Raw genomic sequence first — 24,464 nt, forward strand, 5'->3', positions numbered from 1 at the left:
GGGGCTGGTGGCATGGGCCAGGTGGGCGTGGCGGACGCTGACGTCCATGCGGACCGCGGTGCTGCTCTTGCTGGCGCTGGCCCTGGCCGCCGTGCCCGGGTCGTTGCTTCCCCAGCGCGGGGTCGCGTTCGACCCCGGCGCCGTGACCCGCTTCCTGGCTGACAACCCGGTGGTAGGCCCGTGGTTGGACCGCCTCGGGTTCTTTGAGGTGTACTCCTCGCCCTGGTTCGCCGCGATCTACCTGCTGCTCATGGTCTCCATGACTGGATGCGTCCTGCCACGCGCGGCGCGCCTGTGGCAGTCGGCGCGCGCCGAACCCCCACGGGCACCGACCAACCTCGCGCGCCTGGACGACCACCGTCGTGCGACCGTGGCCGCGGAGCGGGCGCAGATCCTGCAGGCAGCCGCCTCCCATCTGCGGGCCCGGAGGTTCCGCGTCGTCGTCGAGGACGATTCCGTGCGGGCGGAGAAGGGGTACCTGCGCGAGGCCGGCAACCTGGTGTTCCACCTGTCACTCCTGGTCCTGCTCTTCGGCGTCGCGATCGGGTCGCTCTTCGGCTTCGAGGGGCGGGTGATCGTCGTGGAGGGTGCTTCCTTCACGAACACGCGGCTGCAGTACGACGAGTTCACCCCGGGGCCTTTGACTGACGCCGAGGGCCTGAGCCCGTTCTCGGTCACGCTGGACGACTTCACTGCCAGGTTCGAGACGGCCGGCCCCCAACGCGGCAGCGCCCGGGACTTCCAGGCCGACCTGACTGTGCTGCGCACCCCCGGCGGCGCCGCGGAGAAGGTCACCGTCGAGGTGAACCACCCGCTGCAGGTGGAGGGCACCAAGATGTTCCTCACCGGCCACGGCTACGCCCCGGTGGTCAGCGTCACCGATGGCCGCGGTCAGACGGTGTTCTCCGGGCCGGTGGTGTTCGTGCCCTTCGACGGCAACCTGTCCTCCGAGGGCGTGATCAAGGTCCCGGACGGGCAGCCGACGCAGCTGGGGTTCGAAGGGTTCTTCCTGCCCACCGCCTCCGTCGACCCCGCGGCCGGCCCTCGATCGCTCTACCCGGACCTGGTCGATCCCCAGCTGCTGCTGACCGCATACACCGGTGACCTCGGCCTGGGCGACGGCGCACCGCAGTCGGTCTTCCGCCTGGACAAGACCAATCTGAGCCAGGTCATGGACGGGGACGAGCCGTTCGCGCGCGCTCTGCGACCCGGTGAGTCGATGACGTTGCCCGACGGGCAGGGCACCTTGACGTTCGAGTCGGTCTCGCGGTTCGCAAACTTCCAGATCGCCCACGACCCCGGCAAGGAGCTCTCCTTGGTCGCCGCGGTCGCCCTCCTGCTGGGCCTGACGGTCTCACTGGCCGTCCGCCGACGCCGGGTCTGGGTCCGTGTCACCGCAGCGGCTGGCGGCGGCGGCGCGACTGTCGAGGCAGCCAGCTACGCACTGACCCGACGTGAGCCGGTCCCCGGCGAGCTCTCGTCGCTGCTCGCCGCCCTGCCGGGCGCCGAACCGGGCGGCAGCGGCACTTCCCCGCACGACCGAGAGGACTGAACATGCCCACCCCCAACCTCCTGGCCGAGCTGAGCGACCGGCTCATCTACAGCGCCATCGCGGTCTATGCGTTGGCGATGCTCGCCTACGCCTACCAGGCGGCCCGCCGGTCGCACCCGGTGCCTGAGGACGCGCCTCGCCTCGAGGCGGTCGCCGCCGGCGCCCATGCCGCCGTTCGCGACCCGCAGCCGCCGACCGCTGGGGCCCGGCCCGCGATCCGCGATGCAGCCGCGCGTCGCACGGAGCGGATCGCGGCCGCCTTGACCACGCTCGCGTTCGCGCTGCACCTGGCCGGAGTCGTCTCCCGGGGCCTCGCGGCGGGCCGGGTGCCGTGGGGCAACATGTATGAGTTCACGACCGCCGCCACACTGGCCGCCACGTCCGCCTACCTGGTGTTCCTGCGCCGCCGCCAGCCGGTGCGTGACCTGGGTGTGTGGGTCCTCGCTCTGGTCACCTTGTGCCTGGGCCTGGCCGTGACGGTGCTCTACACCCCCGCCGGGGACCTGGTCCCGGCGCTGAACTCGTACTGGTTGGTCATCCACGTCGCGGCGGCGATCATCGCCGGTGGCGTCTTCACCGTCGGCGCCGCCGCAACCGGCCTGTACCTACTGCGCCGACGCGCCGACGCGCGCGACGCCGGCGGGCAGGCGACCCGCGGCTACGCCGGCCGGCTGCCGGCTGCCGCCACCCTGGAGCGCCTCGCCCACACCGCCCACCTGTTCGCCTTCCCGGTGTGGACGTTCGCCGTGCTGGCCGGCGCGATCTGGGCCGAGGACTCCTGGGGCCGGTACTGGGGCTGGGACCCCAAGGAGACCTGGGCCTTCATCACCTGGGTGCTGTACGCCGCCTACCTGCACGCACAGTCCACCGCCGGGTGGCGCGGCAGGAAGGCCGGGTGGCTGGCCCTGGCCGGGTACGCCGCCTTCTGGTTCAACTTCGTCGGCGTCAACCTGTTCATCACGGGCCTGCATTCCTATGCCGGCGTCTGAGGACCGGCCGACGCCGATGTGCGCCCGGCAGGTGCGTGACGACCCATCGGGAGGCGCCGGGTGAGCACGGGGCCCGAACGGCCTTCCTTGTCGGACACGCGGCCCGGTCCAGCTCGTACGGCCGGCGGGGAGCTTCGTGTCCGCGCCGGGTCGCCCCGGCAGGAGGTCGAGCGCGTGAATGCGCGACGCCGCAACGGTGGCGCCTCATTGCCTGGCCTCATGCCGCCGGGGCTGGTGCTGGTCGGAGCAGGCGTGGGTGGCTGGGCGACGAGTCTCGCGTTTCCTGACCGGGGATGGTGGCCGCTGGCCTACGCCGGCATGGCGTGCCTGCTGCTCGCGATGCGCGGCGCGTCACTGGTCCGCGCCGCAGGCATCGGCCTGGTCTGGGGGCTGGCCTTCTTCTTGCCGCTGGTCCACTGGGCAGTGCAGGCCACCGGATCGGCGCTCCCGTGGGTCGCGCTCAGCGTGTTCCAGGCGCTGTACGTCGCCGGCTTCGGCGCGCTGTGGACCTACGCGCGCAGGGCCGTCTGGCTCACCGGTCGCCCGCTGGCCCAGGCGGTCACCGCAGCCGTGCTGTGGGTCGCCATCGAGCAGGTCCGCGGCTCCTGGCCTTTCGGGGGCTTCCCGTGGGGCTTCCTGGCGTTCTCCCAGACCGAGGCGCCCCTGCTACGTCTCGCGCCCTACGGAGGGGAGGTCCTGGTCTCCGCGTTCGTCGCCGTGACGGGGGCGCTGATCGCGCTGGCGCTGCAGTACCTGCGCCGCACCGCGGTTATCGCCGCGACTCGGGCGCTGCTCGCCGCGGTGCTCCTGGCCGGCGCCCCGGGCCGGCTTCCCCTGACAGCCGGCCCGGAGAACGGCTCACTGCTGGTCGGCGCCGTCCAGGGCAACGTCCCGCAGCAGGGCGCCGACTGGGCCGAGCAGGCCCGCGACGTCACGGCCAACCACGCCCAAGGCACCGAGCGGCTCGCGGCGACCGCCGGAAGGCGCAAGCTGGACCTGGTGGTGTGGCCGGAGAGTGCCGCCGACATCGACCCCCGCACCGACCTGGCGCAGGCTTCGACCGTGGACCGCGCCGCCGCAGCGGTCGGCGCCCCACTGCTGCTGGGAACCCAGCGGTTCCCCGACGGGCAGGACATCCGCTACAACGAGATCATTTCCTGGACCGCCGGTGCGGGGAGTGGCGACGCCTACGCCAAGCAGCACCCGGTCCCCTTCGGGGAGTACGTCCCCTTCCGCGCATTCTTCCGCCAGCTCACTCCGCTCGTCGACCGGGTCGCCACGGACATGGCAGCCGGCGGCGACCCCGCCGTCATGGACGTGTGGATCGACGCGCTCGGACGTGACGTGCGCCTGGCCACCGGGATCTGCTTCGAGGTCGCCTACGCAGACCTCATCCGCGAAGGGGTCCTCGACGGGGCAGAGCTGATCGTCATCCCGACCAACAACGCCTCGTTCGGGCGCACCCCGGAGTCGACCCAGCAGCTGGCGATGTCCCGCTTCCGGGCGGTGGAGCACGGCAGGTCGACCGTCCAGGTCTCCACCGTGGGCGTCAGCGCGATGATCATGCCGGACGGGACGGTCGTGGCGCGGACCGGTCTGTTCACCGATGAGGAGCTCATCGCCTCGCTCCCGCTGCGCACCACGCTCACCCCGGCGGCGCGACTGGGCACCACGCCGCAGACGGCCGTCTACGTCCTGGCGGCGGCCGCTGTCGTCAGCGGTGCGCTGGCAGGCAGTCGACGACCCGGCCGCGACCGCAGCCGCCGCCCCTTCCCGCGGCGGCTCCGCGCGGCCGACGACCACGCCCCGACGCTGCGGGTGCGGGCCCAGCGGGTGCGAGCCCTGCGGGTGCCGGGCCGGGTGTGAGTCACCCGCGTGTGGCCCTCGTGGCTGGAGTGGCGCCTGATCGTCGGGTTCCTCGTGCTGATGGCCGTCGCGGCCTACACCGGGATACGGCTCGGCCAGGACATCGTCGAGAAGACCACCACCGCGGTGTCGACAACGTCCGATGCTGCGGTCCCGTGAGGCTCGACCATCACGGTTGTGCAGGTGGCGCCCCCGAGGGCCGCGAGCCGTTCAAGCGCGCGAGGTAGGCGTTGTACTGCTCGAGCTCGGCGTCGGCGCCGCCGTCGCGGTCGATCTGCCGGTCTCGGGCGGTGGAGCGCTCGGTGTCGTTGCGCTGCCACCTGCTGGCGATCAGCAGGAGCATCAGCAGTCCCGGCGCCTCCCCGTAGGACCAGGCCAGCCCACCGGCCAGCTGCTGGTCGCGCAGGGGATCGATCCCCCAGCCGGCCGGCGGCGCGGCGAACAGCGGGACCATCGGCGCGGTGGCCATCATCACGATCACCCCGAAGAACGCGTGCAGGGGCATCTCCAGCAGCAGGTCCAGTGCCCGGCCGTGATGGGTCTGCCGGATAGGCAACGGGTCGGTGGACAGCACCGGCACGGTGAACAGCAGACCGGCCACCAGGAACCCCACCTCCAGGGCGAGGTGCCCGGTCCAGGTGCGCAGCAGCGGGTCGGCGAGCTCGGCCAGGTACAGCCCGTAGAACGCCAGCAGGAACAACGGCACCATCACCGCCGGGTGCAGCACCACCCGACTGACCCGGCTGCGCAGGGCCCGCCGCGCCGTGACCAGCACCACCGTGCCCACCCCCCGGTGCGGGGTCGCGCGCAGCAGCAACGTGCCGGGCCGCCCCAGCACCAGCAGCGGTGGGACGAGCATCATCAACGTCAGCTGCTGGAACATGAACGCCGAGAACAGCCGCAACCCGTACCCCTCGATGCCCGCACCGGTCACCAGCGCCAGCACCACACAGCCCACCGTGAACGAGATGGTCGCACCGATCGACCAGCGCCGACCCCGCAGCCACAGCCGGCACGCGCCCGCCAGGTACAGCACCAGCAGCACCACCGCCAGCACCGGAAGGACCGGCACGGGCTGCAGCGTCGGTGCCAGCATCGTCTCCAGGGACGCCGGTGCGGTCGGCAGCCACACCGGCCCCGTAACGCCCGGGTCGTCCTGCATACGTTCCTCCCCGCCTGCGTCCCTGACAGCGACATGGGTCTGAAGACCGATCGACCGGTTGCGACCCCACGGCGATCGCAGCGCTAGGGTGACGTTATCTGAAGATCCGCGTAGATGAGGAGATGCCCATGGGTCGGGTCCTGCCGTTGGACGGCTGCGTCGGTGATGATCCCCTGTCGCAGCGCGTGGCGCTGGTCCGCGCCAGCGTCCCGGACGACGCCGAGGCAGGGACGCTGGCCGAGCTGTTCCGGTTGCTCGGTGACGTACGGCGCACCAAGATCCTCTACGCGCTGCTGGAGGCCGGTGAGCTGTGCGTGTGCGACATCTCCGCAGCGGTGCAGGTCCCAGAGGCGTCGGTGTCCCAGACGATGCGTCTACTGCGGGCCTCGGGGGTGGTGGGCAACCGGCGAGAGGGCCGCCGGGTGTACTACCGGTTGGCCGATACCCACGTGCGGATGCTGCTGGACGTGTGCCGCGAGCACACCGGACACGAAGGGATCCGCTGATGGGCGCCGGGCACGCTCACGCCCCCGTCGCTGAGCACGCCGGCGGGCGCTACCGCCGCCGCCTCGCCGCAGCGTTCTTCCTGACCGCGACGTTCTTCGCCGTCGAGCTGGCAGCGGGGCTGATCTCCGGCTCGCTCGCGCTGATCTCCGACGCCGGGCACATGGCCGCCGACGTCGTGGCCCTGGGGGCGTCCCTGCTCGCCACCCGGATCGCCACCCGCCCCGACCCCACCGGAAGAAGAACCTACGGCTCGTACCGCGCGGAAGTCTTCGCTTCCGGCCTGACCGTGCTGATCATGCTCGGCGTCGGGGTGTACGTGGTGGTCGAGGCGATCAGCCGGATCGGCGAGGACCCGTCCCTACCCTCGGGCGTGATGCTCGCGGTCGGTTTCGTGGGCCTGGTGATCAACCTTGTCTCCATGCTGCTGCTGCGCAGCGGGTCCAAGGACAGCCTCAACGTCCGGGGCGCCTACTTCGAAGTGGTGGCCGACGCTGCCGGCTCCGTCGGTGTCATGGTCGCCGGTGTTCTGATCATCGCCACCGGGCGACCGGTCTGGGACCTCGTCGTCGCCCTGGCGATCGCCATCTTCGTCATCGTGCGTGCCGTCACCCTGGGGCGGCAGGTCGTCGCGGTACTCGGCCAGCACGCACCCGCCGGCATCGACCCGGAGGCCGTCAGCCGAGAGCTGAGCGCCGTGCCCGGCGTGAGCGCCATCCACGACCTGCACCTGTGGGTGCTGACCTCCGGGATGAACGTCGCCACCGCTCACCTCGTCGCGAGCAGCGGATCGGATCACGCCGCGGTCCTGGCCGCCGCGCGGGACATCCTGCGGGATCGCTTCGGCATCGCCCACGCCACGCTCCAGGTGGAGACGGCCCAGCAGCAGCACGAGTGCTCAGACCTGACCTGGTAGCCGCTCAGTCCCTCGACACCTCCGCCGAGCGCTTGGGGGGCCCCTGGTTGCTGGGTGCGCCCAGGGGCGGTGGCATCGGCGCGCCGGGCCAGGCGTGCGAGCATCGCGTTGTAGGCGGCCAGGTCGGTGTCGCCCCTTCGTCGGCACGCTCGGGCGACGGCTCAGATGTGCTCGCGCTTTCAGGCGCCGCCTCAACGGTGAAGCGGAAGGTCCCGTCGACAGGGTGGCCGTCACCGGACACGGAGCGCAAGCGACCTGGAAGTCCCCGGCCGGGAGGCCATCGCCAAGGCGCTGGGTAACAGTGGCGCCGGACACCGTCGTGGCTCCGTCGCCCCACTCCTGCCCGTCAGGTCCGTTCACCGCGACGACGGCACCCACGGCCAGCTGGTCAGCGGATCGAACGCCCGGCCAGCCCACCGCCACTTAGTCCCGGCAGGAGCCCGCCAACTTCCGCCGGGAGTCACAATGAGGTCGAGCGGGAAGAGGCCGACGTCCGAGCTCTTAATCGGCCCAGCGGCACTGCGCTGCGGGCCCTGCTCAGCGAAGGGCGATCTCACGCCATGGCACGGGAGGCGTCTGAGCGCGATGCGGCGCAATTGCGGTTCACGACCGCAGCATCGGCCCTGCGCGATCTGGAGGACACCAGCGATCGCCTCGTCCAGCGAGTGGAGGGCTATGGCGATGTCGATCGGGAACTGGACGCTGCGCTTGATGTCTACGCGCGCACCGCTGCCGGTCGACGCGATCACGGCCTGGTGCACGCCCACCAGCAGGCCCGAGCGGCCCAGGACGCCCAGCGCTGCGCTCAGGAGATCTCGGTCCTTGCCCGGCAGGCCGCGACATCGTTGGACACCGCGCTTGGCACGGCGCGGAACACGCGACCCAACCGGCCAGGAATCTTTGGCGCTTGGCAGGCGATCGGTTCCTTGCAGGAGGATGCCGAGACAGCTTCAATCGAAGTGGCCGCGCTCGTGGCCATGCTGGAGGCCAGCCCGCGTCTGGGGTTGAGGGTGACGACCTCGGTTCACTCGCTGCCCAGGATCGCGTTCGTGACAACACTGCAGGTCCCGGACAGTGAAATCTTCGGCGTCGAGCCCGCACGCCGCATCGCCGATTTCGTGGCGGCGGCCACGCGGGCGCGCGACGAGATATCAACGTTGCTGGCGGAGCTTGCCGAAGGGGAGGCCGACCGCGCCTCGACGGACCGGGAGAGCAGCGCCCGGTTCGACGCTTTGCTGGCCGCGCGCATCGACAACCTGGTCAACGATGCGCCATCGAAGGAGCCGCAGGATGCTCCCCCTATGGACCGGCCGGGCGGATAGCGGCGGATCAGCCGCGCAGGCGGATGGGGTTGACGATGTCGGCATACATCAGCAGGGCCGACATGACGATCAGGAGTGAGGCGACGGTATAGGCCAGCGGGAGCGCCTTGGTGACATCGACCGGGCCGGGATCGGCCTTGCCAAAGAGCTTGAAGGTGCGCCGCTTGAGGCCTTCCCATAGGGCGCCCGCGACGTGGCCGCCGTCGAGTGGGAGCAGCGGCACCATATTGAAGACGAAGAGCGCCATGTTCAGGGAGCCAAGCAGCGCGACGAGGATCAGCGCCTTATCGCCCGCGTCGCCGAATGCCTTGTCGGACGCCACCTCGCCGGCGACCCGGCCCACACCGACGACCGACACGGGGCCGTTGAGGTCGCGTTCCTGATCGCCGAAGGCCGCCTTGGCGACGCCGACCATCTTCTGCGGGATATTGAGGATGACACCCGCGGTCTGGCGTAGTTGGTCACCGAACAGGCCGGGCACTGCGGTCAGGGGCTGCCGCTGGACCTCGGGGGTGCCGGCCGCGCCGAGGAAGCCGGCGAGCTCGGTGCGGATGGTGCCGTCGTCATTCTTTAGCGGCAGGCCGTAGCGGTCATAGACCGGGAGCTGAACCGCCATCGGCGTGGCGGTGACTGTGCGCTCGACACCATTAGTGCGCACGACCAGGCTGATCGGCTTGCCCGCATTCGCGCGGATGACACCGCGCGCGTCATCCCAGGTCGCGAGCGTCGTGCCATTGATCGAGACGATCTGATCGCCGGGCTTCAAGCCCGCGGCATTGGCCGGGGCGATCGGCATATCCGCCGTGCAGGTGGTCTTGGTGGACTGCGCCGCCTGGGAGATGTCGACGCACTGGCTGACGGAGTCGAGTTTGGCGGTGTTGATCGTGATGCCGTGCAGGGTGAAGAGGCCGGTGAAGACGACCGCGGCGATGAGCAGATTCATCAGCGGGCCGCCCATCATGATGGCGACCTTTTTGGGCACCGAGAGCTTGTAGAACACCCGCTCCTCATCCCCCGGGAGGATCTCGCTCATCGACTGGTTGCGGGCCTCGTCACGCAGTTGGGTGAAGCGGCCGGTGCTGGAGACGCGGATGCCCTCGCCATTGCGCGGCGGGAACATGCCGATCATCCGGATATAGCCACCGAGGGGGATCGCCTTGATGCCATATTCGGTTTCGCCGCGCTTGGTCGACCAGATCGTCGGGCCGAAGCCGACCATATATTGCGGCACGCGCACGCCGAATTTCTTGGCCGGCACGAGGTGGCCGATCTCGTGGAGCGCGATGGAGGCGCCGACGCCGAGCACGACGATCAGCACCCCGATGAGGTAGAGCACGTAGTCCATCCCTGATGTCGGGCCGGTGAAGCACGTCATACAACGCCCCACCGGCCGGCTTTGATCCCGCAGTCCACCGCGCCACCGAGCGCGATGTCCTCGAACATGAGCGTAACCCGCCCGTCCGACAGCCCCCTGTGAATGGGCCGGGTGCGGGCCTGCGCCCCGGCGCAAACCCTAGCCCTGGCAAACTCGGGGCCCGTGGACACCGACGCTTTGGACCCCGCTGCCCTGCTCGCGCGACTTGCCACCGCCGAGCCCGTCGTCGTCGCGCGCGCCGACGAGCCGGGCCCGGGAAACTGGGTCGGCGGTCCGTATGCCGCCCGCGATGGCGACCGGATTGCGCTGGCTTATCGAGTGCGCAAGCCCGAGAGTCGAGGCCGCGGCCTGGCGAATATCGTCGCCGTCTCCGATGACGGTTTGGCTTTCACCCCGGTCGCCACGATCACCAGCGACTCCTTCGGCGCCGCCTCCCTCGAACGTCCGGCACTCGTGCGCCGCCCCGACGGCGGCTGGCGGCTGTATGTCAGTTGCTCGACGAAGAACTCCAAGCACTGGTGGGTCGAGGCGATCGACGCCGACACCCTCGCGGGGCTCGAGGCGGGCCAGCGGACCGTCGTGCTCCCGGGTGACGAATCGCAGGCGTTCAAGGACGTCATTGTCGATATCGCGCCCGACGGCACCTGGCGAATCTGGGCGTGCCGGCATCCGCTGGACGGCGGCGATGACGAAGCCGACCGGATGTCGACGGTCTATGGCACCAGCGCGGACGGGCTCGCGTGGGACCTGCACGGGCCATGCCTCCTGCCGTCACCGGATTCGTGGGACCAGCGCGGAGCGCGCGTCACGGCCGTGCTCCCCCACGGTGACGAGGTGGTCGCCGTCTATGACGGTCGGGCGAGCGCGGACGAGAACTTCTTCGAGCGGACCGGCGTCGCGGTCGGCACCCCCGCAGACTTGCACGCGGTCGGCGGGCCGGTGCCCGCGGCATACGGCCGGGCCCTGCGGTATGCCAGCCTGATCGACACGCCCGCCGGGCTGCGGGCCTATTACGAGGTCACCACCGACGACGGCTCGCACGCCCTGGTCACGGCTCTGCTGCGCGACTGAACCTTGTGGATAACCTTTCACGTCAAACGTCGGAGGGTGACACGCTGGCTTCATGGCATCTCGGGTGAGAGTGAGGGACGATGAGTGCTGTGACGACCCTGCCCTGGGGACGCGAGTTGACCCGCGCGGACCTCGACGCGATGCCCGACGACGGCCATCGCTATGAGCTCTTGGATGGGGTTCTGGTCGTGACTCCGGCTCCGAGTCTTCGGCACCAACGCGCCGTCGTTCGGCTGATTCAGATCCTCGCGCCAGCGCTCCCGGCAGGTCAGGAAGTCTTGACGGCACCCTTCGATGTGGCTCTGGCGACGGATACCGTCCTACAGCCTGATCTGTTGATCGCCCGCATCGCCGATCTGACCGAAGCCGACCTCCCGGCCGCGCCCCTGCTCGCCATCGAAGTGCTTTCGCCGAGCACCCGTCGCTTCGATCTGTTCACCAAACGCGCCCGTTATGAGGCGGCGGGCTGCGAGCACTATTGGGTGGTCGATCCCCAGGAGCCGTCAATCACCGCGTGGCGGCTGGTGGACGACGCGTATGCGGAGGTGGGCCGGACCGTGGGCGAGGAAGCGCTGGTCGTGAGTGCGCCGGTCGCGGTCACGATCACGCCGAACAACCTGGTGGACTGAACCGCCCGCGGGGGCCTCACGTGTCAGCCCAACTGAAGCACGGCGGCCGCGCGAGCTCGGGCCCAGGCATCGGCCGCGAGCACCTGATCGACGCTGTCGACGGCGCCGCCCTCGTGCTCGGCCACCACCCGATCGACGGTGTCGACGATCTCGGTGAACGCGATCGCGCCGTCGTGGAAGGCATCGACGCACACCTCATTCGCCGCGTTGTAGACCGCGGGATAGGTTCCGCCCGCCGCGCCGACCTGGCGGGCCAGCCGGACGGCCGGGAAGGCCTCGTCGTCCAGGGGGAAGAACTCCCAGGTCGAGGCCTGGGACCAGTCGCAGGACGGGCCGGCGTCGGGCACCCGGTCGGGCCACGACATACCCAGGGCGATCGGGATGAGCATCGAGGGTGGAGAGGCCTGCGCCAGCGTTGAGCCGTCGGTGAACTCCACCATCGAGTGCACGATCGATTGTGGGTGCACGACGACATCAATGCGCTCGAAGGGGATGTCGAAGAGCAGGTGCGCCTCGATGACCTCCAGGCCCTTGTTGACCAGGGTCGCGGAATTCGTCGTCACCACGCGGCCCATGTCCCAGGTCGGGTGGGCCAGCGCCTCTTGGGGGGTGACGCCCCGCAGCGACTCGCGGCTGCGCCCGCGGAACGGCCCCCCGCTGGCGGTGAGGACCAGCCGGCGTACTTCCTCGGCTCGCCCGCCGCGCAGGCATTGCGCGAGCGCCGAGTGCTCGGAATCGACGGGCACGATCTGCCCAGGTGCCGCAGCGGCCTTGACCAGCGGGCCGCCGACGATGAGCGATTCCTTGTTGGCCAGCGCCAGCGTCGACCCGGCAGCGAGCGCGGCCAGCGTCGGTCGCAGCCCGATGGAGCCGGTGATCCCATTGAGGACGACATCCGCGCCGCACTCTGCGACGCGCGTCGCCGCGTCCTCCCCCACCACGATGTCCGGTGCGTATGCGGACACCCCGGCCCGGTCCGCATACCCCCGGATCGCCTCGGCGAGCTCTTCCCGCGTGCCGCGCGCCGCCGCGACCAGGCCGGGGCGGAAGCGGACGGCCTGCTCTGCGAGCAGGTCGAGATTCCCGCCGGCGGCGAGCGCCGCGACCGTGAACCGCTGCGGATTGCGAGCGATGACATCGAGACCTTGGGTGCCGATGGATCCGGTCGAGCCGAGCAGGGCGACGGAGCGAGGGGTCACGGGAGCATTGTCCCGCACCCGTGCTAGGACGCCCCACGAAGTTCTCCGCTCGTTCCTCACTTCGATATTTCGCGGGGACCCCGTCCAGAAGTTTCGTAACGGGGCCTAGATCAGCGGCTGACGACGGTGGCATGCATGGTGGGGGCTTCGGCCGCAAGGTCGCGCAGGACAGTCACGATGCCGTCATAGGCCGCGGGGTCGTTGGCGCGCAGCTCGACGGTGGCGTCCCAGATCAGCTCCCACTCGTGCGGCGAGCGCTGAACGCGATCGCGCAAGGCATCGAAAAGCGCATCCAGGTTGTGCCCGACATACGCCGGGAAGTCGAGGATCTCGGCGAAGAAGGCGAGCGACTCGACCTTGTCCCGACCGGCCGGCACGACGCTGACGGTGCGGCCCGCGGCATACGCATCCCGCACCAGTGCAACGATATTCGCCTGCGAACCCACGAATCGGATCGGGTCGTCCACCCTGCTCACTCTCCTTCCAGGATCTGCCGGAAGCTGTCGTAATGATCGTCGGTGTAGTAGCGATCGCCGCCTTTGCCCCCGATGATCCGGCGAGCGCCACGGTCGTCGGAGCCCGGCGTCTCGACGGTGTATTCGCGGTAGTAGCCCTGCTTTTGCTGGGGCAGGATGCGCTCGCGATTGCGGAAGACGCCATCGTCCGCGTCATAGGGGTATGGCCCGCCAGCGCGGATCAGATCCAGGGTATGCCGTGCCTCGCGCGGCAGCCGTGATTCGGCGATCGTGCCCAGTCCGGACACGGGCGTTGTGGCGGGCGCATTATCGCTGGTCGTCGGAGCGGACGACGACGAGGACGTTCCAGAGGTGGCGGACGTGCTGCTGGGGGCCGCCACGGACCCGCCGTTGCCGCTCTCGGCGCCGCGGCTGATCGCCCACCAGACGAGCAGCGCACACACCAGCACCCCCAGCAGCATGAGGGCCTGCCGGTCGGCCTTCTTTGTCGGCATACGACTCCTCGATCTGGTCTGTCAGTGGGCAGCGCAGGCATCGTAGTCCCGCGAACGTCATACGCCCCGTAGCGTGCTCGGGTGAGCAGAGCACTGACTCGCCTCAGCGATGGCACCGTCAAGCAGGTCAATCTGTTCACCGGGACCGAGGTATGGACAGTCCCCGGGCGGGGCGACCGGCCGCTGGTCGCGACTCCCGAGACCGAGCCGAAGATCCTCGAGCCGGGGGCCGCAGCGCGACTGTGCGCCTTCTGCGAGGAGCGGTATGTCGAGACCCCGCCCGAAGTGACCCGACTGGTCCGCGAGGGCGAGTGCTGGCACGAATTGCCGCACCTGCCCGCTGGCGAATTGTTCAACACCACAGCGGAATTTCGGGTCGTGCCGAACCTCTTCGAGATCGTCTCGCTGGATTATTGGCGGGAGAACCACGGCTACGACCTGCCGCCGGAGGAACTCGCCCGGCGGCGCGCCTATCTCGATGATCCGGTAGGGCGCGCCCACGTGATGGGTCTCGTGGAGCGCTATCGGCCAAGCCTGGTCGGCGCCGAGGACGACACCATCGCCGCGAGCAGCATCCTCGGCGGCTTCCACGATGTCGTCATCGGGCGCCGTCATGTGGTCGACGGGGCGAGCACCGAGGACCACTTGGCTTCCTCCGGCACGCTGACACCCGATGAGCACGAGAGATATGTCGACCTGACTCTGGCGAGCGCGCGTCGGCTGTATGCCGCGAATCCAGACGCCCGCAATGTGGTGATCTTCCAGAATTGGCTGCGTCCCGCTGGCGCCTCCTTCGATCATCTGCACAAGCAACTCGTCGCCATCGATGAGCTCGGCACCAATCGGCTGAACGACATCCGCCACGTCGCGAGCAATCCAGAACTCGTCGCGTCCTATCGAAATCTGTTGCACGACAACGGCCTCATCATCGCCGAGACGGACTCGGCCATCCTGGCTGCCGGCGTCGGCCATCGGTTTCCGAGCCTGGAAGTCTGGACCGACCGACACTCGGCGGATCTATGGAATCTGCATGCGGAGGAGTTGCGTGACCTCTCGGCACTCTTGCAAGCGGCGCATGTCGCGATGGGTCCGAGACTGCCCGCGAATGAGGAGTGGCACTACCGCCCACCAGTCATGCGCGAGCGGCTGCCGATCCGCGTGGTGCTGAAGTGGCGAATCTCCAATCCCGCCGGCTTTGAGGGCGGCTCGGGTGTCTACATCAACACCATCGACCCCTGGGGCGTTGCTGATCGCACACGAGAGTGGTTGGCGCAGAACGCCACTCGGCTCTCCCCACACGTGCGCCTGGTGGCCTAGACCGCATCAGCCTGTGGGAGCCGTCGAGGAAATAGTCTGGCGCGAGTAGGTTCGCTGGGAGCCGACGACCAAGGAGACGACCATGTCCAATGCCCTCCCGCCGATCGTTCCCGCCGACGAATGGCAGGCCCAGCTCGATGCCTTGCGGTCCGCGAGAAGGCCGCCACGCGGGAGCTGGATGCCATCGCCGCCCAGCGGCGTCGGCTGCCGATGGTGGAACTGCCCGACTACACGCTCGACGGGCCCGACGGGCCGGTGCGCTTGGCCGACATCTTCGAGGGCAAGAGCCAGTTGATCGTCTACAGCCACATGTGGTTCCCCGGCAAGGAGTGGCAGTGCCCCGGCTGCACCGGCTTCACGAGTCACTTCCGCGGCAGCGACTTTCTCGCAGATGACGATGCGCGATTCGTCATCGTCACCCAAGGCCCGATCGACGAGGCCTTGGCCTACAAACACAAGGTCGGCAACCAGATGGCGTGGTACTCCACCGCCAATAGCCCGTTCGGCGCCGACATGGGCGCGCCGCCCGACGTTGGCTTCGCCGTGAATGTCTTTCTGCGCGAAGGCGATACGGTCTATCGCACCTGGCACACCGATGGCCGCGGCACCGAACAACTCAGCCACTACTTCGCCCTCGTCGACCTGCTCCCCTATGGCCGCCAAGAAGAGTGGCAGGACGTCCCCGACGGCTGGCCGCAGTACCCCACCTACTCGCGCGGCACGGACTCGCAGGGGATTGCCGCGGCATACGGGCCCAGGTCGGAGACCTCTGTATGACGGACGTCGAGACGCGCACCGTGGACCGGCCCGGCGCCAGGATCACCTACGACGTGCGCGGCGCGTTGGGGCGGGATAACCCGCTCCTGCTCTGTGGATCGCCTATGGACGCCGGCGGATTCACCGCTCTCGCAGCAGGATTCACCGATCGACTGGTCGTGACCTACGACCCTCGCGGCACCGGACGCAGCCTCCGCACCGATGGCGCGGACCAGAGCACACCCCAGGAACATGCCGGCGATATCGCAGCCATCATCGATGCGCTCGGCGCTGGTTTCGTCGATGTCTTTGCCACGAGTGGGGGCGCGGTCAACGCGCTCGCCCTGATACAGCACTACCCCGGTCGGGTCGCGACCCTGGTCGCGCACGAGCCGCCGCTCGCGGCCTACCTGCCGGACAAGGAGCGGATCCTCGCGACGACGCACGAGCTGCACCGGATCTATCTGACCGACGGCCAGGCGCCGGCCATGGCGAAGTTCATCGAGTTCACCATGTTGCAAGGCGAGATCCCCGGTCGAGCTGGCGATTACGGAGTATGCCGGGCAGCACTTCGTCCGGGTCTCGGCGCACCTGTACAACACACCCGAGGGCTACGACATCCTCGGGCGAGCTATTGCGGCATACGCCTCAGTGGGTTAGGAATCCGCCTCTCTCACAACGCGATTCCGATGTACTTGGTTTCGAGGTATTCCTCGATCCCCTCGAAGCCGCCCTCGCGGCCATAACCGGAGTGCTTGACGCCGCCGAAGGGCGCGGCCGGGTTGGAGACGATGCCTTGATTGATGCCGACCATGCCGAACTCCAACGCCTCGGCGACGCGGATGGCGCGCGCGAGGTCCTTGGTGAAGAGGTAACCAACAAGGCCGTACTCGGTGGCATTGGCACGGGAGATGGCATCGGACTCGTCGCGGAAGGTCGTGATGGGGGCGACGGGCCCGAAGATCTCCTCGCCGAGCACGCGCGCCGTCGCGGGGACATCGGCCAGGACGGTCGGGGCGTAGAAGAAGCCCTTGCCCGGCACCGGCGCGCCGCCGGTGAGGGCACGGGCGCCCTTCGCGACGGCGTCCTGGACAAGCTCGTCGACGCCGGCGCGGGCCTTCTCGGTGATGAGCGGTCCGACGTCGACGCCCTTGACCGTGCCCTTGCCGACGGTCAGCGCGCCCATCCGAGCAGCGAACTTCTCGGAGAATTCCGCGGCGACCGACTCGTGCACGAAGAAGCGGTTCGCCGAGGTGCAGGCCTCGCCGATATTGCGCATCTTGGCGAGCATCGCCCCAGCGACGGCGGCATCGATGTCGGCGTCCTCGAAGACGAGGAAGGGTGCATTACCGCCGAGCTCCATCGACAGGCGCAGCAGTTGCTCAGAGGACTGCTCTACCAGCTTCTTTCCGACGCCGGTGGAGCCGGTGAAGGTGAGCTTGCGGGCGCGGTTGTCGCGAATGAGCGGCTCCATGACGGCGCCGGAGTGGCTCGTGGTCACGACATTGAGGACGCCCTTGGGCAGCCCGACCTCTTCCAGCAACTGCGCCAGGGCAAGCATCGACAGCGGCGTCTCGTGCGCCGGCTTGACGACCATCGTGCAGCCCGCAGCGATGGCCGGCCCGATTTTGCGGGTGCCCATGGCCAGCGGAAAGTTCCAGGGGGTGATCATCAGTGTCGGGCCGACCGGCTGCTTGGTCGTGATGAGGCGGGTCGCACCATTGGGGGCCACGGCATACCGCCCGTGAATGCGGACGGCTTCCTCGGCGAACCAGCGGAAGAACTCCGCGCCATAGGCGACCTCGCCGCGGGCCTCGGCGAGCGGCTTGCCCATTTCGAGGGTCATCAAGAGCGCGAACTCCTCGGTGCGCTCGACGAGTTTTTCGAAGGCGGCACGCAGCAACTCGCTGCGGTCACGCGGGGCGACCTTGGCCCAGTCTGCTTGTGCGGCAACGGCTGCGTCGAGGGCCGCCATACCGTCTGCGGGTGACCCGTCGGCGACGGACGTCAGAACGCGCCCGGTCGCGGGGTCAAAGACATCGAGCGTCGCGCCTGCCTCGGCGGCCCGCCATTCACCGCCGATGAACAACTGCGTCGGGACAGATTCCAGGAGCGCCTTTTGCGACAGTGCGGGCATACCCCCGATGGTAGCCGGGCAGCACGCACGTCCAGCAGTAGTTACATCACCCCGGGGGGGCCCACGTGCGGGTCAGTGGTCGTGGGAATGGCCGAGGTGGCCCTGCGGGATGGCGGCGGCGCGACCGGAGAGCAGGGGCAGCGCGGGGTCCCATCGGGTGCCGTCGCGGGCGTCCTGGCGGCGCCGGGCGATCGCCGAAAGCGCTTCGAGGACAACCCGGTTCGCGAGGGCTGCGGTGATATCGGCATGGTCATAGGGCGGGCTGACTTCGACGACGTCCACACCGCATACGGGCAACTCCAGGCAAATCCGCCGCACCGCGTCGAGCAGCTGGCGCGCAGACAGCCCGCCGGGCTCCGGCGTGCCGGTGCCCGGCGCGTGGCCGGGATCGCAGACGTCGATGTCGACCGAGAGGAAGACGCCTTCGCATTCGTCGGTGGCGATGGCGAAGGCCTCGGTCAAGCACTCCGTCAGCCCGCGGTGGACGATCTCGGTCATCTCGTATGACCGCATGCTCTGCTCCGCCATCCAGTCCAGCGTCTCCGGTGGCGGCCAGTAGCCGCGCAGGCCGATCTGGAGGAAGCGGTCGCCGCGTAGGGCCCCGGACTCGATGAGGCGGCGCATCGGCTGGCCGTGTCCCCACAGTGAGCCGAACTCGATATTGCCGGTGTCGGCGTGCGCGTCGAAGTGGATCATCGACACCCGGCCTTGGCCGAGGACATTGGCGCAGCCCTTGGCGTCTGGGAAGGCGATCGAGTGGTCGCCGCCGAGCACGATCGGAATCGCCCCTGCCGCAACGACTTTCGTCACGGCCGCTTCCAATGCCGGCAGCGAGCGTTCGATGTCGCCGGAATACATTTCGACATCGCCCGCGTCGACGACCCGCAGATCCTGCAGGCCGTCGACGCGCAGCGCGAGCGAGGGGCGTGACCCGTCGTGCGGCAGGTAGTCCGTCATCCGGATCGCCTGCGGCCCAAAGCGCGTGCCGGGCCGGTGCGAGGTGCCCCCGTCAAAGGGGGCACCGAGGATGACGACATCGGCATCGGCATACGACTGCGGCTCGTCGAGATCGCACCGGTCGACGCCGAGGAAGGTGATGTCCGGACCGAACTGCGCGCCATAGCGAGTCATGCGGTCACCTTAGAGCGTCACCCGACGGGCGCGGGTGCCGCCTCGACCTCCTGAATACCCCACGCGGAGCCGTAGCCGCCCGGCTTCGGTGCGGCGAGCAGGTCGAGGAAGGGCTCGGCCGGGAAGGCCTCCGGGCCCAAGACCCCCACCCCCGACCAGGCACCTGTGGCGAGCAACTCCAACGCCACGATGGGGTTGATCGCCGTCTGCCAGACGATGCACTGAGCGCCATAGTCGCGCATCGTGACCTCGTTGTCGGCCACGTGGTACAGGTAGGTCGAACGGGGCTTGCCGTCTTTGCCGGTGCCGGTGACGTGCACGCCGGCGCAGGTCTTGCCGGTCAGCTGCGGCCCGATCGTCGCGGGGTCGGGCAAGACCGCGGCAACGATATCGCGCGGTGCCACCTGGACGCCCTTGATCGTGATCGGCTCGGTCGAGTCGAGCCCCAGGGACTTCAGCGCCTTGAGGATGGAGATCATCTCGGCGCCGAGGCCGTACTTGAAGGTGACCCGCTTGGCGTCCAGCCAGCGCGGCATGAGCAGGACTTCCTCGTGCTCGACCTGGACGCACTCGACCGGGCCGATGCCCTCGGGGAAGTCGAAGATTTCCGGCTCGCTGAAGGGCGGCAGCGTGAAGAAGCCCGCTTCCAGCGAACCGCCCTTCTCCGACCGCTCCTTCTCCCACACCACGGGCGGGTTCAGGCACTCTTCGATGATCGTCCACATAGAAAAGCCGGGGGCAAAAGCCTCGGATCCGTCCGGGCCGTAGTAGGCGAGATTGGCGCCATCGCGGGTGCCGAGTTCGTCGATCTCACCGAAGAGCTTGTCTTGGGCATAGCGGGCGAAGACGTCGGAGAGTCCAGGCTCCACCCCGATGCCGACGAGGGCGAGCCGTTCGCTGCGCTCCCAATCGCCAGCCTGCGCGAACTGCTCGTCACCGAGCTTGATGTGTGGCAGTTCGAAAGGCTTGGAGGGGTGGCGCTGCGAGAGCGACATCGCCATGTCGAGATAGTTCGCACCGGCCGCCAGACAGCCCGCGAAGATCGTCATGACGAAGCGGGGGTCGACCGCATTGAGCACATGCGTCGCGCCGGTCAGCCGGATCATCGCGGCCACATTGTCGGCGTCTGAGGCATCAATTGCGACGGCGTGGAAGCGGTTCTCCCCCGGCCGGCGCTCCTTGACCACGTCCACGGTGCGCCGCGCGCGCTCGATGTCGTAGTCCGCGACAACGAAGACGTCGAAGAAGTCTCGTTCCACCGCGATCTTGGCTGCTGCGTCGCCGACGCCGCCGGCGCCGATCATGAGAATCCGCATGGGATTCACTTCCTTTATGCCGGGCTCCGGTTCGCCCTTTCTCGTGAGTCGGTATGGCGTGCGGGGGCCGGCCCCCGCCGCTCTACTTGGGTTTTCGGGCGTTCCCGATGACCTGGGCGAGGATAACCAGAGTCACGGCGATGACGAACATCGAGAAGCCGACCACATTGGCCTGTGCCGGGATGCCGCGCAGGTAGGAGACGTAGACGAACTTCGGGAAGGTCGTCTCGGACCCGGAGACGAAGTTGGTGATGATGAAGTCGTCGAAGGAGAGCGAGAACGAGAGCATCGCCGCGCCGATGATGCCGGGCAGCACCAGCGGGAAGGTGACCTTCCAGAAGGTCGCCACCGGGCTGGCATACAGATCCTGCGCGGCCTCCTCGAGCCGCGGATCCATCGACTGAACCCGCGCCTTGACCGTGACGACGACAAAGCTGAGGCAGAAGACGATGTGCGCAATGACGATGGTCCAAAACCCAAGGTCCAAGCCGACGTTGGTGAAGCCTTGCACGAAGATCGTCAGCAGGCTGGCGCCCAGGACGATCTCGGGGGTGGCCATCGGGACGAAGGTGAGGACATTAGCCGCGCCTCGACCGATGAATTTGTAGCGGACCAAGGCGAAGGCCACCAGGGTGCCGAGGACGGTCGCAACAAAGGTCGCGAGCGCTCCGATCTCGAGGGACTTGACCAGGGACTCACAGACACCGGGCGCACCACAGGGGTTCTTCCAGTGCTTCAGCGTCGGGCTGCCCTCGGGGTTCCACGTGATATTCGACTTCTTGTAGTTGTTGAACGAGAAGGCGAAGGTGTAGGCCACCGGCACGAAGAGATAGAGCAGGACAAGGATCGCCGCGATCATGGCGAACCGGTCCGCCAGCCAGGCCTGGATGCGTTTGCCGGTGGAGGGCTTGTATGCCGCCCCCTCGGGCTGGGTCACGGCGCTCATACCAGCTCATCCGTTCCGAAGCGGCGGACATAGACAAAGACCAGGGCGAGGATCAGCGCCATCAAGGTGAAGGACAAGGCGGCTGCCGTCGGATAACCGCCGGGCACTTTGAAGAACTGGCTCTCGATGACATTGCCGACCATCTTGGTGCTGCGGTCCGAGCCGAGGAGTTCGGCATTGACATAGTCACCGGCCGCGGGGATGAAGGTGAGCAGCGTGCCGGCGAGGACGCCCGGCATACTCATCGGCAAGGTGACGGTCCGGAATGTTGTGAACCCATTGGCATATAGATCACCTCCGGCTTCCACGACGCGCGGATCCACCCGCTCGAGCGAGGCATATATCGGCAAGACCATGAACGGCAAGAAGTTGTAGGTCAGGCCGGCGACGACCGCCATCCAGGTCTCGGTGATATGCCCGCCTGGGAGCAGGTGCAGCGTGTTGAGAACCTTCGCCACGGGACCTTCGTCGGCGAGGATTTGCCGCCAGGCGATCGTGCGCAGGATGAAGCTGGTGAAGAAGGGCGCAATGATGCAGATCATCATGAGGCTGCGCCACCGTCCAGCCTTGAACGCCATGGCATAGGCCAAGGGATAGGACAGCGCGAAGGCGAAGAAGGTCGCCAAGCCGGCGAAGAGCAACGAGCGGCCGAAGTGCGGGGCGAACTCGGTGAGAGCATCGAGATAGTTGCGGAAGTTGACGTCGCGGTAGTAATACCCCGGATAGCCAGGGAATTGCGACTGCAACGAGACGGTGAACAACTGTCCCAGGGGGATGACGAAAAAGATCAGCAGCCACAGTGCGCCGGGCAGCAGCAGGAGGTACGGGAGGAACTTCCCCCGCGTCGCCGTGTCCGGGCCAGCGGACGCGGCGGGTGCCCCAGCCCCGTGGGCGACTGCGCTCACGGCGCGTCCTGAACTGGTACCTCACCGATGCTCACATCAGCGAGCACCGGACCATCGAGAACTTCGGCACCATCGGCCGGAACGCCGAAAGCGTGGCCGGGATCCCACGACATCCACACCTGGTCCCCCGGGTGCAGGTCGATCGGCTCGACGTCGAGGTTCTGCTCATAGACGCTCCACGTGGCGCCGCTCGCGACCGTGACGAGATATTGCGTTGCCACGCCGGTGAAAGAAACATCCCGGACGGTCGCCTGCATATCGCTGCCGCCCCCCGTCGGGCGATCCCGGTGTATGCGGACCTTCTCGGGCCGCACACCGAACATCACGTGCCCCTGGTGCACCTGGCTGCGGGCCTTGGGAATCTTCACCTTTGAGCCGCCCACTTCGGCGACGAGGAAGTCGCCATCGGTGCCGGAGATGGTGCCAACCCCGAGGTTGGACTGGCCGACGAAGTTCGCCACGAAGGCGGTGGCCGGCAGGTCATAGAGCCGGGCTGGTGCCCCCATTTGCTCGATCCGGCCGTGGTTCATCACGGCCACGGTGTCGGCCATCGTCATGGCCTCCTCCTGGTCGTGCGTCACATGGATGAAGGTCAGGCCGACCTCGGTCTGGATGCGCTTGAGTTCGACCTGCATCTGGCGACGCAGCTTCAGGTCGAGGGCGCCCAGCGGTTCGTCGAGCAGCAGCACCTCGGGGCGGTTGACCAGGGCGCGGGCCACGGCGACCCGCTGCTGCTGACCGCCGGAGAGTTGGGTCGGCTTGCGGCCCGCCAGGTGCGGCAATTGCACCAATTCCAGCGCCTCGTCGGCCAGCCGCGCCGCGTCCTTGGCGCCCCGCCGCTTGGGACCAAAGGCGACATTGTCGCGGATCGTCAGGTGCGGGAAGAGGGCGTAGGACTGGAAGACGGTGTTGACGGGACGCTCATACGGCCGGGACCCGGTCAGATCGGTATTGCCGATGAAAATCCTTCCGCTGGTGGGCTGTTCGAGCCCCGCGACCATCCGCAGCGTCGTCGTCTTGCCGCAGCCGGACGGGCCGAGCAAGGCGAAGAAGGAGCCGCGTGGCACCGTCAGCGTGAGATCGTCGACCGCTTTGAAATCGGCAAATGCCTTGGTGACCGATTCGATCCGCAAGTCACCCTGGGCCTCACGAAAGCCGGCCATCAGTTGCCCACCACCTTTGCCCACTCGGCGCTGTATTCCTGGTCTTCGGCTGCTGTCAGCGCGCGGAAGCCCTTGATATTGCTCTTGGTGAGGTAGTCCTCGGTGGGGAAGATCAGCGGACTCTCTGCTAGGTCGGGGTCGAGCTTCTCCATCTCCTGCTGGGCGCCAACAACGGGACAGACATAGTTCACATAGGCCGCGACTTCGGCGGCGACCGCCGGGTCGTAGTAGTAGTTCATCAACGCCTCCGCATTGCGCCGGTGCGTCGAGGTGATCGGTACCATCATGTTGTCCGACCACAGGGTCCCGCCAGACTCCGGGATCGTGAACTCCCAGTTGTCGTTTTCGGTCTCCGCCCGCAGGATGAACAAGTCGCCGCTCCAGACGATGCCGGCGATGGCGTTGCCGCTCTTGAGGTCGTTCATGTAGGCATTGCCCTTGACGCGGCGAATGAACCCGTTCGTCAGGAGTTCATCGACCTTCGCGATAGCCTTGTCGAACTCCGGCTTGCCCCAGTTGCCCGAAATGTCGACCCCCTGCCACGCCATGATCAACCCGAGGGTGTCGCGCATTTCGGACAGGACGGTGATCTTGCCCTTGAGGTCGGGCGAGAATAGGTCATCCAGCGACTTCAGTTCCCGGCCCACCTTGGCCTTGTCATAGCCAATCCCGGCAAAGCCTGACTGCCACGTGAGGCTGTAGTTACGTCCCGGATCGAAGGAAACTTCCCGCAAGGCTGGCAGCAGGTTGCCCGCATTGGGCATTTGAATCAGTTCCAAGGGCTGGATGAGCCGATCGCGGATGAGCCGGTTGGCCATCCAGTCGGTCAGCGTGATGATGTCTTTCTCGATGTCTTGGCCCGCCTCGAGCTGAGGCCGGACCTTACTGACATACGAGTCGTTGTCATCAATGTCTTCGGAGTAGGTCGCCTGGATGCCGGTCTTCTTGATGAAGGCCTCCAGGCTTGGGTACTTCTGGGTGGTGTCGTCGTAGTCGAGATAGGCCGTCCAGTTGGCCCAGCGCACGATCTTCTCTTCGGCCGAGACATCTGTGGGGAGCTTCAACGCCGCGACGCCGCCGGCCGGCGGCTTCGGCGGGGCGCAGGCCGACAAGGCCGCGGCCGAAGCGCCCCCGGCGCCGATCGACAAGAGATTGCGCCGGCTGAGCTGCGATGCGCGGGCGCTGCGGATCAGGGCCCGGACGCCGGGATCCGCCGGGGGAATGCGACCTTTCACGGT

At 68.1% G+C, this 24,464-nt stretch carries 23 protein-coding genes and 1 pseudogene; 12 read left to right on the forward strand and 12 right to left on the reverse strand.

Annotated elements, in window-relative coordinates; translation table 11 throughout:
* Positions 1 to 46 precede the first annotated feature (46 nt).
* The 4 genes from resB to ABD225_RS13195 all read left to right on the forward strand — a co-directional run bounded on the left by resB (position 47) and on the right by ABD225_RS13195 (position 4,566).
* Positions 47 to 1,552 (forward strand): cytochrome c biogenesis protein ResB, encoded by a 1,506-nt coding sequence (gene resB / locus ABD225_RS13180; protein WP_246169325.1) that lies wholly within the window; start codon positions 47 to 49, stop codon positions 1,550 to 1,552.
* 2 nt (positions 1,553 to 1,554) lie between these two features.
* Entirely contained in the window at positions 1,555 to 2,541 is a 987-nt protein-coding gene (ccsB, locus tag ABD225_RS13185; protein ID WP_344086162.1) for a c-type cytochrome biogenesis protein CcsB, read from the forward strand.
* A gap of 219 nt (positions 2,542 to 2,760) precedes the next feature.
* Positions 2,761 to 4,407, forward strand: a complete 1,647-nt coding sequence (gene lnt / locus ABD225_RS13190) for an apolipoprotein N-acyltransferase (RefSeq protein WP_344086165.1) — start codon at positions 2,761 to 2,763, stop codon at positions 4,405 to 4,407.
* 9 nt (positions 4,408 to 4,416) lie between these two features.
* Entirely contained in the window at positions 4,417 to 4,566 is a 150-nt protein-coding gene (locus tag ABD225_RS13195) for a hypothetical protein (RefSeq protein ID WP_344086168.1), read from the forward strand.
* 10 nt (positions 4,567 to 4,576) lie between these two features.
* Here ABD225_RS13195 and ABD225_RS13200 read toward each other — a convergent pair whose 3' ends face one another.
* Positions 4,577 to 5,569, reverse strand: a complete 993-nt coding sequence (locus ABD225_RS13200) for a cytochrome c oxidase assembly protein (protein ID WP_019285889.1) — start codon at positions 5,567 to 5,569, stop codon at positions 4,577 to 4,579.
* Between the two features lie 128 nt (positions 5,570 to 5,697).
* Between ABD225_RS13200 and ABD225_RS13205 the strand changes: the two genes are divergently transcribed.
* The 3 genes from ABD225_RS13205 to ABD225_RS13215 all read left to right on the forward strand — a co-directional run bounded on the left by ABD225_RS13205 (position 5,698) and on the right by ABD225_RS13215 (position 8,311).
* Complete coding sequence (locus tag ABD225_RS13205) at positions 5,698 to 6,075, forward strand: ArsR/SmtB family transcription factor (RefSeq protein ID WP_013882290.1); 378 nt, start codon at positions 5,698 to 5,700, stop codon at positions 6,073 to 6,075.
* Positions 6,075 to 6,989, forward strand: coding sequence for a cation diffusion facilitator family transporter (locus tag ABD225_RS13210; RefSeq protein WP_013882289.1), 915 nt, complete (start codon positions 6,075 to 6,077; stop codon positions 6,987 to 6,989). Before ABD225_RS13205 ends, ABD225_RS13210 begins: the two co-directional genes overlap by 1 nt.
* Before the next feature lie 560 nt (positions 6,990 to 7,549).
* Positions 7,550 to 8,311, forward strand: coding sequence for a hypothetical protein (locus ABD225_RS13215; protein WP_344086175.1), 762 nt, complete (start codon positions 7,550 to 7,552; stop codon positions 8,309 to 8,311).
* 7 nt (positions 8,312 to 8,318) lie between these two features.
* Here the strand turns inward: ABD225_RS13215 and ABD225_RS13220 are convergent, their stop codons facing one another.
* Positions 8,319 to 9,686, reverse strand: a complete 1,368-nt coding sequence (locus tag ABD225_RS13220) for a M50 family metallopeptidase (RefSeq protein WP_344086177.1) — start codon at positions 9,684 to 9,686, stop codon at positions 8,319 to 8,321.
* A gap of 162 nt (positions 9,687 to 9,848) precedes the next feature.
* Here ABD225_RS13220 and ABD225_RS13225 point away from each other — a divergent pair, with 162 nt between their 5' ends.
* Together ABD225_RS13225 and ABD225_RS13230 are read left to right on the forward strand one after the other, a co-directional pair.
* Positions 9,849 to 10,757, forward strand: a complete 909-nt coding sequence (locus tag ABD225_RS13225; RefSeq protein ID WP_344086180.1) for a glycoside hydrolase family protein — start codon at positions 9,849 to 9,851, stop codon at positions 10,755 to 10,757.
* Positions 10,758 to 10,837: 80 nt separating this feature from the next.
* Positions 10,838 to 11,386 carry a Uma2 family endonuclease gene (locus ABD225_RS13230; protein ID WP_344086183.1) on the forward strand — a complete coding sequence of 183 codons (549 nt, stop codon included), beginning with the start codon at positions 10,838 to 10,840 and terminating at the stop codon, positions 11,384 to 11,386.
* Positions 11,387 to 11,409: 23 nt separating this feature from the next.
* Here ABD225_RS13230 and dxr read toward each other — a convergent pair whose 3' ends face one another.
* The 3 genes from dxr to ABD225_RS13245 form a co-directional block, all read right to left on the reverse strand.
* The gene (dxr, locus tag ABD225_RS13235) at positions 11,410 to 12,585 is read right to left on the reverse strand and encodes a 1-deoxy-D-xylulose-5-phosphate reductoisomerase (protein ID WP_344086186.1); all 1,176 of its coding nucleotides are present in this window, start codon (positions 12,583 to 12,585) and stop codon (positions 11,410 to 11,412) included.
* 110 nt (positions 12,586 to 12,695) lie between these two features.
* Positions 12,696 to 13,052: a barstar family protein gene (locus ABD225_RS13240; protein WP_344086189.1), complete on the reverse strand. Its 357-nt coding sequence runs from the start codon at positions 13,050 to 13,052 to the stop codon at positions 12,696 to 12,698.
* Between the two features lie 5 nt (positions 13,053 to 13,057).
* The gene (locus ABD225_RS13245) at positions 13,058 to 13,555 is read right to left on the reverse strand and encodes a guanyl-specific ribonuclease (protein WP_344086192.1); all 498 of its coding nucleotides are present in this window, start codon (positions 13,553 to 13,555) and stop codon (positions 13,058 to 13,060) included.
* A gap of 81 nt (positions 13,556 to 13,636) precedes the next feature.
* Here ABD225_RS13245 and ABD225_RS13250 point away from each other — a divergent pair, with 81 nt between their 5' ends.
* The 3 genes and pseudogenes from ABD225_RS13250 to ABD225_RS13260 all read left to right on the forward strand — a co-directional run bounded on the left by ABD225_RS13250 (position 13,637) and on the right by ABD225_RS13260 (position 16,374).
* On the forward strand, positions 13,637 to 14,872 hold the full coding sequence (locus ABD225_RS13250) for a DUF4921 family protein (protein WP_344086195.1): 1,236 nt from the start codon (positions 13,637 to 13,639) through the stop codon (positions 14,870 to 14,872).
* Positions 14,873 to 14,954: 82 nt separating this feature from the next.
* A pseudogene (locus ABD225_RS13255) lies at positions 14,955 to 15,649 on the forward strand (DUF899 domain-containing protein).
* Positions 15,646 to 16,374 carry an alpha/beta fold hydrolase gene (locus ABD225_RS13260; protein WP_344086197.1) on the forward strand — a complete coding sequence of 243 codons (729 nt, stop codon included), beginning with the start codon at positions 15,646 to 15,648 and terminating at the stop codon, positions 16,372 to 16,374. Before ABD225_RS13255 ends, ABD225_RS13260 begins: the two are co-directional and overlap by 4 nt.
* On the opposite strand, the gene ABD225_RS13265 is transcribed toward ABD225_RS13260, so the two are convergent.
* From ABD225_RS13265 to ABD225_RS13295, 7 genes are all read right to left on the reverse strand, one after another.
* The gene (locus ABD225_RS13265) at positions 16,302 to 17,765 is read right to left on the reverse strand and encodes an NAD-dependent succinate-semialdehyde dehydrogenase (RefSeq protein ID WP_344086200.1); all 1,464 of its coding nucleotides are present in this window, start codon (positions 17,763 to 17,765) and stop codon (positions 16,302 to 16,304) included. The two genes, ABD225_RS13260 and ABD225_RS13265, sit on opposite strands and share 73 nt — an antisense overlap.
* Positions 17,766 to 17,837: 72 nt before the next feature.
* Entirely contained in the window at positions 17,838 to 18,896 is a 1,059-nt protein-coding gene (gene speB, locus ABD225_RS13270) for an agmatinase (RefSeq protein WP_344086203.1), read from the reverse strand.
* A 17-nt stretch (positions 18,897 to 18,913) separates the two neighbouring features.
* Entirely contained in the window at positions 18,914 to 20,212 is a 1,299-nt protein-coding gene (locus tag ABD225_RS13275; protein WP_344086206.1) for a saccharopine dehydrogenase family protein, read from the reverse strand.
* An 82-nt stretch (positions 20,213 to 20,294) separates the two neighbouring features.
* A complete protein-coding gene (locus ABD225_RS13280) occupies positions 20,295 to 21,158 on the reverse strand; it encodes an ABC transporter permease (protein ID WP_425564425.1) in 864 nt (287 codons plus the stop codon).
* On the reverse strand, positions 21,155 to 22,063 hold the full coding sequence (locus ABD225_RS13285; protein WP_344086209.1) for an ABC transporter permease: 909 nt from the start codon (positions 22,061 to 22,063) through the stop codon (positions 21,155 to 21,157). Before ABD225_RS13285 ends, ABD225_RS13280 begins: the two co-directional genes overlap by 4 nt.
* Positions 22,060 to 23,226, reverse strand: a complete 1,167-nt coding sequence (locus tag ABD225_RS13290) for an ABC transporter ATP-binding protein (protein WP_344086212.1) — start codon at positions 23,224 to 23,226, stop codon at positions 22,060 to 22,062. The genes ABD225_RS13285 and ABD225_RS13290 overlap by 4 nt, the downstream gene beginning before the upstream one ends.
* Positions 23,226 to 24,461: an ABC transporter substrate-binding protein gene (locus ABD225_RS13295; RefSeq protein WP_344086215.1), complete on the reverse strand. Its 1,236-nt coding sequence runs from the start codon at positions 24,459 to 24,461 to the stop codon at positions 23,226 to 23,228. The genes ABD225_RS13290 and ABD225_RS13295 overlap by 1 nt, the downstream gene beginning before the upstream one ends.
* Positions 24,462 to 24,464 lie beyond the last annotated feature (3 nt).

Source organism: Nostocoides veronense (genome assembly GCF_039531185.1).
Classification (GTDB): Bacteria; Actinomycetota; Actinomycetes; order Actinomycetales; family Dermatophilaceae; genus Nostocoides_A; species Nostocoides_A veronense.

What these genes read in the sequence shown, in the direction of transcription:
- ABD225_RS13230 (WP_344086183.1), top strand. Translation starts at nt 10,838, where the DNA reads ATGAGTGCTGTGACGACCCTGCCCTGGGGACGCGAGTTGACCCGCGCG.
- lnt (WP_344086165.1), top strand. Translation starts at nt 2,761, where the DNA reads ATGCCGCCGGGGCTGGTGCTGGTCGGAGCAGGCGTGGGTGGCTGGGCG.
- ccsB (WP_344086162.1), top strand. Translation starts at nt 1,555, where the DNA reads ATGCCCACCCCCAACCTCCTGGCCGAGCTGAGCGACCGGCTCATCTAC.
- speB (WP_344086203.1), bottom strand. Translation starts at nt 18,896, where the DNA reads ATGACTCGCTATGGCGCGCAGTTCGGTCCGGACATCACCTTCCTCGGC.
- ABD225_RS13265 (WP_344086200.1), bottom strand. Translation starts at nt 17,765, where the DNA reads ATGCCCGCACTGTCGCAAAAGGCGCTCCTGGAATCTGTCCCGACGCAG.
- ABD225_RS13290 (WP_344086212.1), bottom strand. Translation starts at nt 23,226, where the DNA reads ATGGCCGGCTTTCGTGAGGCCCAGGGTGACTTGCGGATCGAATCGGTC.
- ABD225_RS13210 (WP_013882289.1), top strand. Translation starts at nt 6,075, where the DNA reads ATGGGCGCCGGGCACGCTCACGCCCCCGTCGCTGAGCACGCCGGCGGG.
- ABD225_RS13245 (WP_344086192.1), bottom strand. Translation starts at nt 13,555, where the DNA reads ATGCCGACAAAGAAGGCCGACCGGCAGGCCCTCATGCTGCTGGGGGTG.
- ABD225_RS13275 (WP_344086206.1), bottom strand. Translation starts at nt 20,212, where the DNA reads ATGCGGATTCTCATGATCGGCGCCGGCGGCGTCGGCGACGCAGCAGCC.
- ABD225_RS13215 (WP_344086175.1), top strand. Translation starts at nt 7,550, where the DNA reads ATGGCACGGGAGGCGTCTGAGCGCGATGCGGCGCAATTGCGGTTCACG.
- ABD225_RS13260 (WP_344086197.1), top strand. Translation starts at nt 15,646, where the DNA reads ATGACGGACGTCGAGACGCGCACCGTGGACCGGCCCGGCGCCAGGATC.
- ABD225_RS13220 (WP_344086177.1), bottom strand. Translation starts at nt 9,686, where the DNA reads ATGACGTGCTTCACCGGCCCGACATCAGGGATGGACTACGTGCTCTAC.
- ABD225_RS13205 (WP_013882290.1), top strand. Translation starts at nt 5,698, where the DNA reads ATGGGTCGGGTCCTGCCGTTGGACGGCTGCGTCGGTGATGATCCCCTG.
- ABD225_RS13280 (WP_425564425.1), bottom strand. Translation starts at nt 21,158, where the DNA reads ATGAGCGCCGTGACCCAGCCCGAGGGGGCGGCATACAAGCCCTCCACC.
- resB (WP_246169325.1), top strand. Translation starts at nt 47, where the DNA reads ATGCGGACCGCGGTGCTGCTCTTGCTGGCGCTGGCCCTGGCCGCCGTG.
- ABD225_RS13200 (WP_019285889.1), bottom strand. Translation starts at nt 5,569, where the DNA reads ATGCAGGACGACCCGGGCGTTACGGGGCCGGTGTGGCTGCCGACCGCA.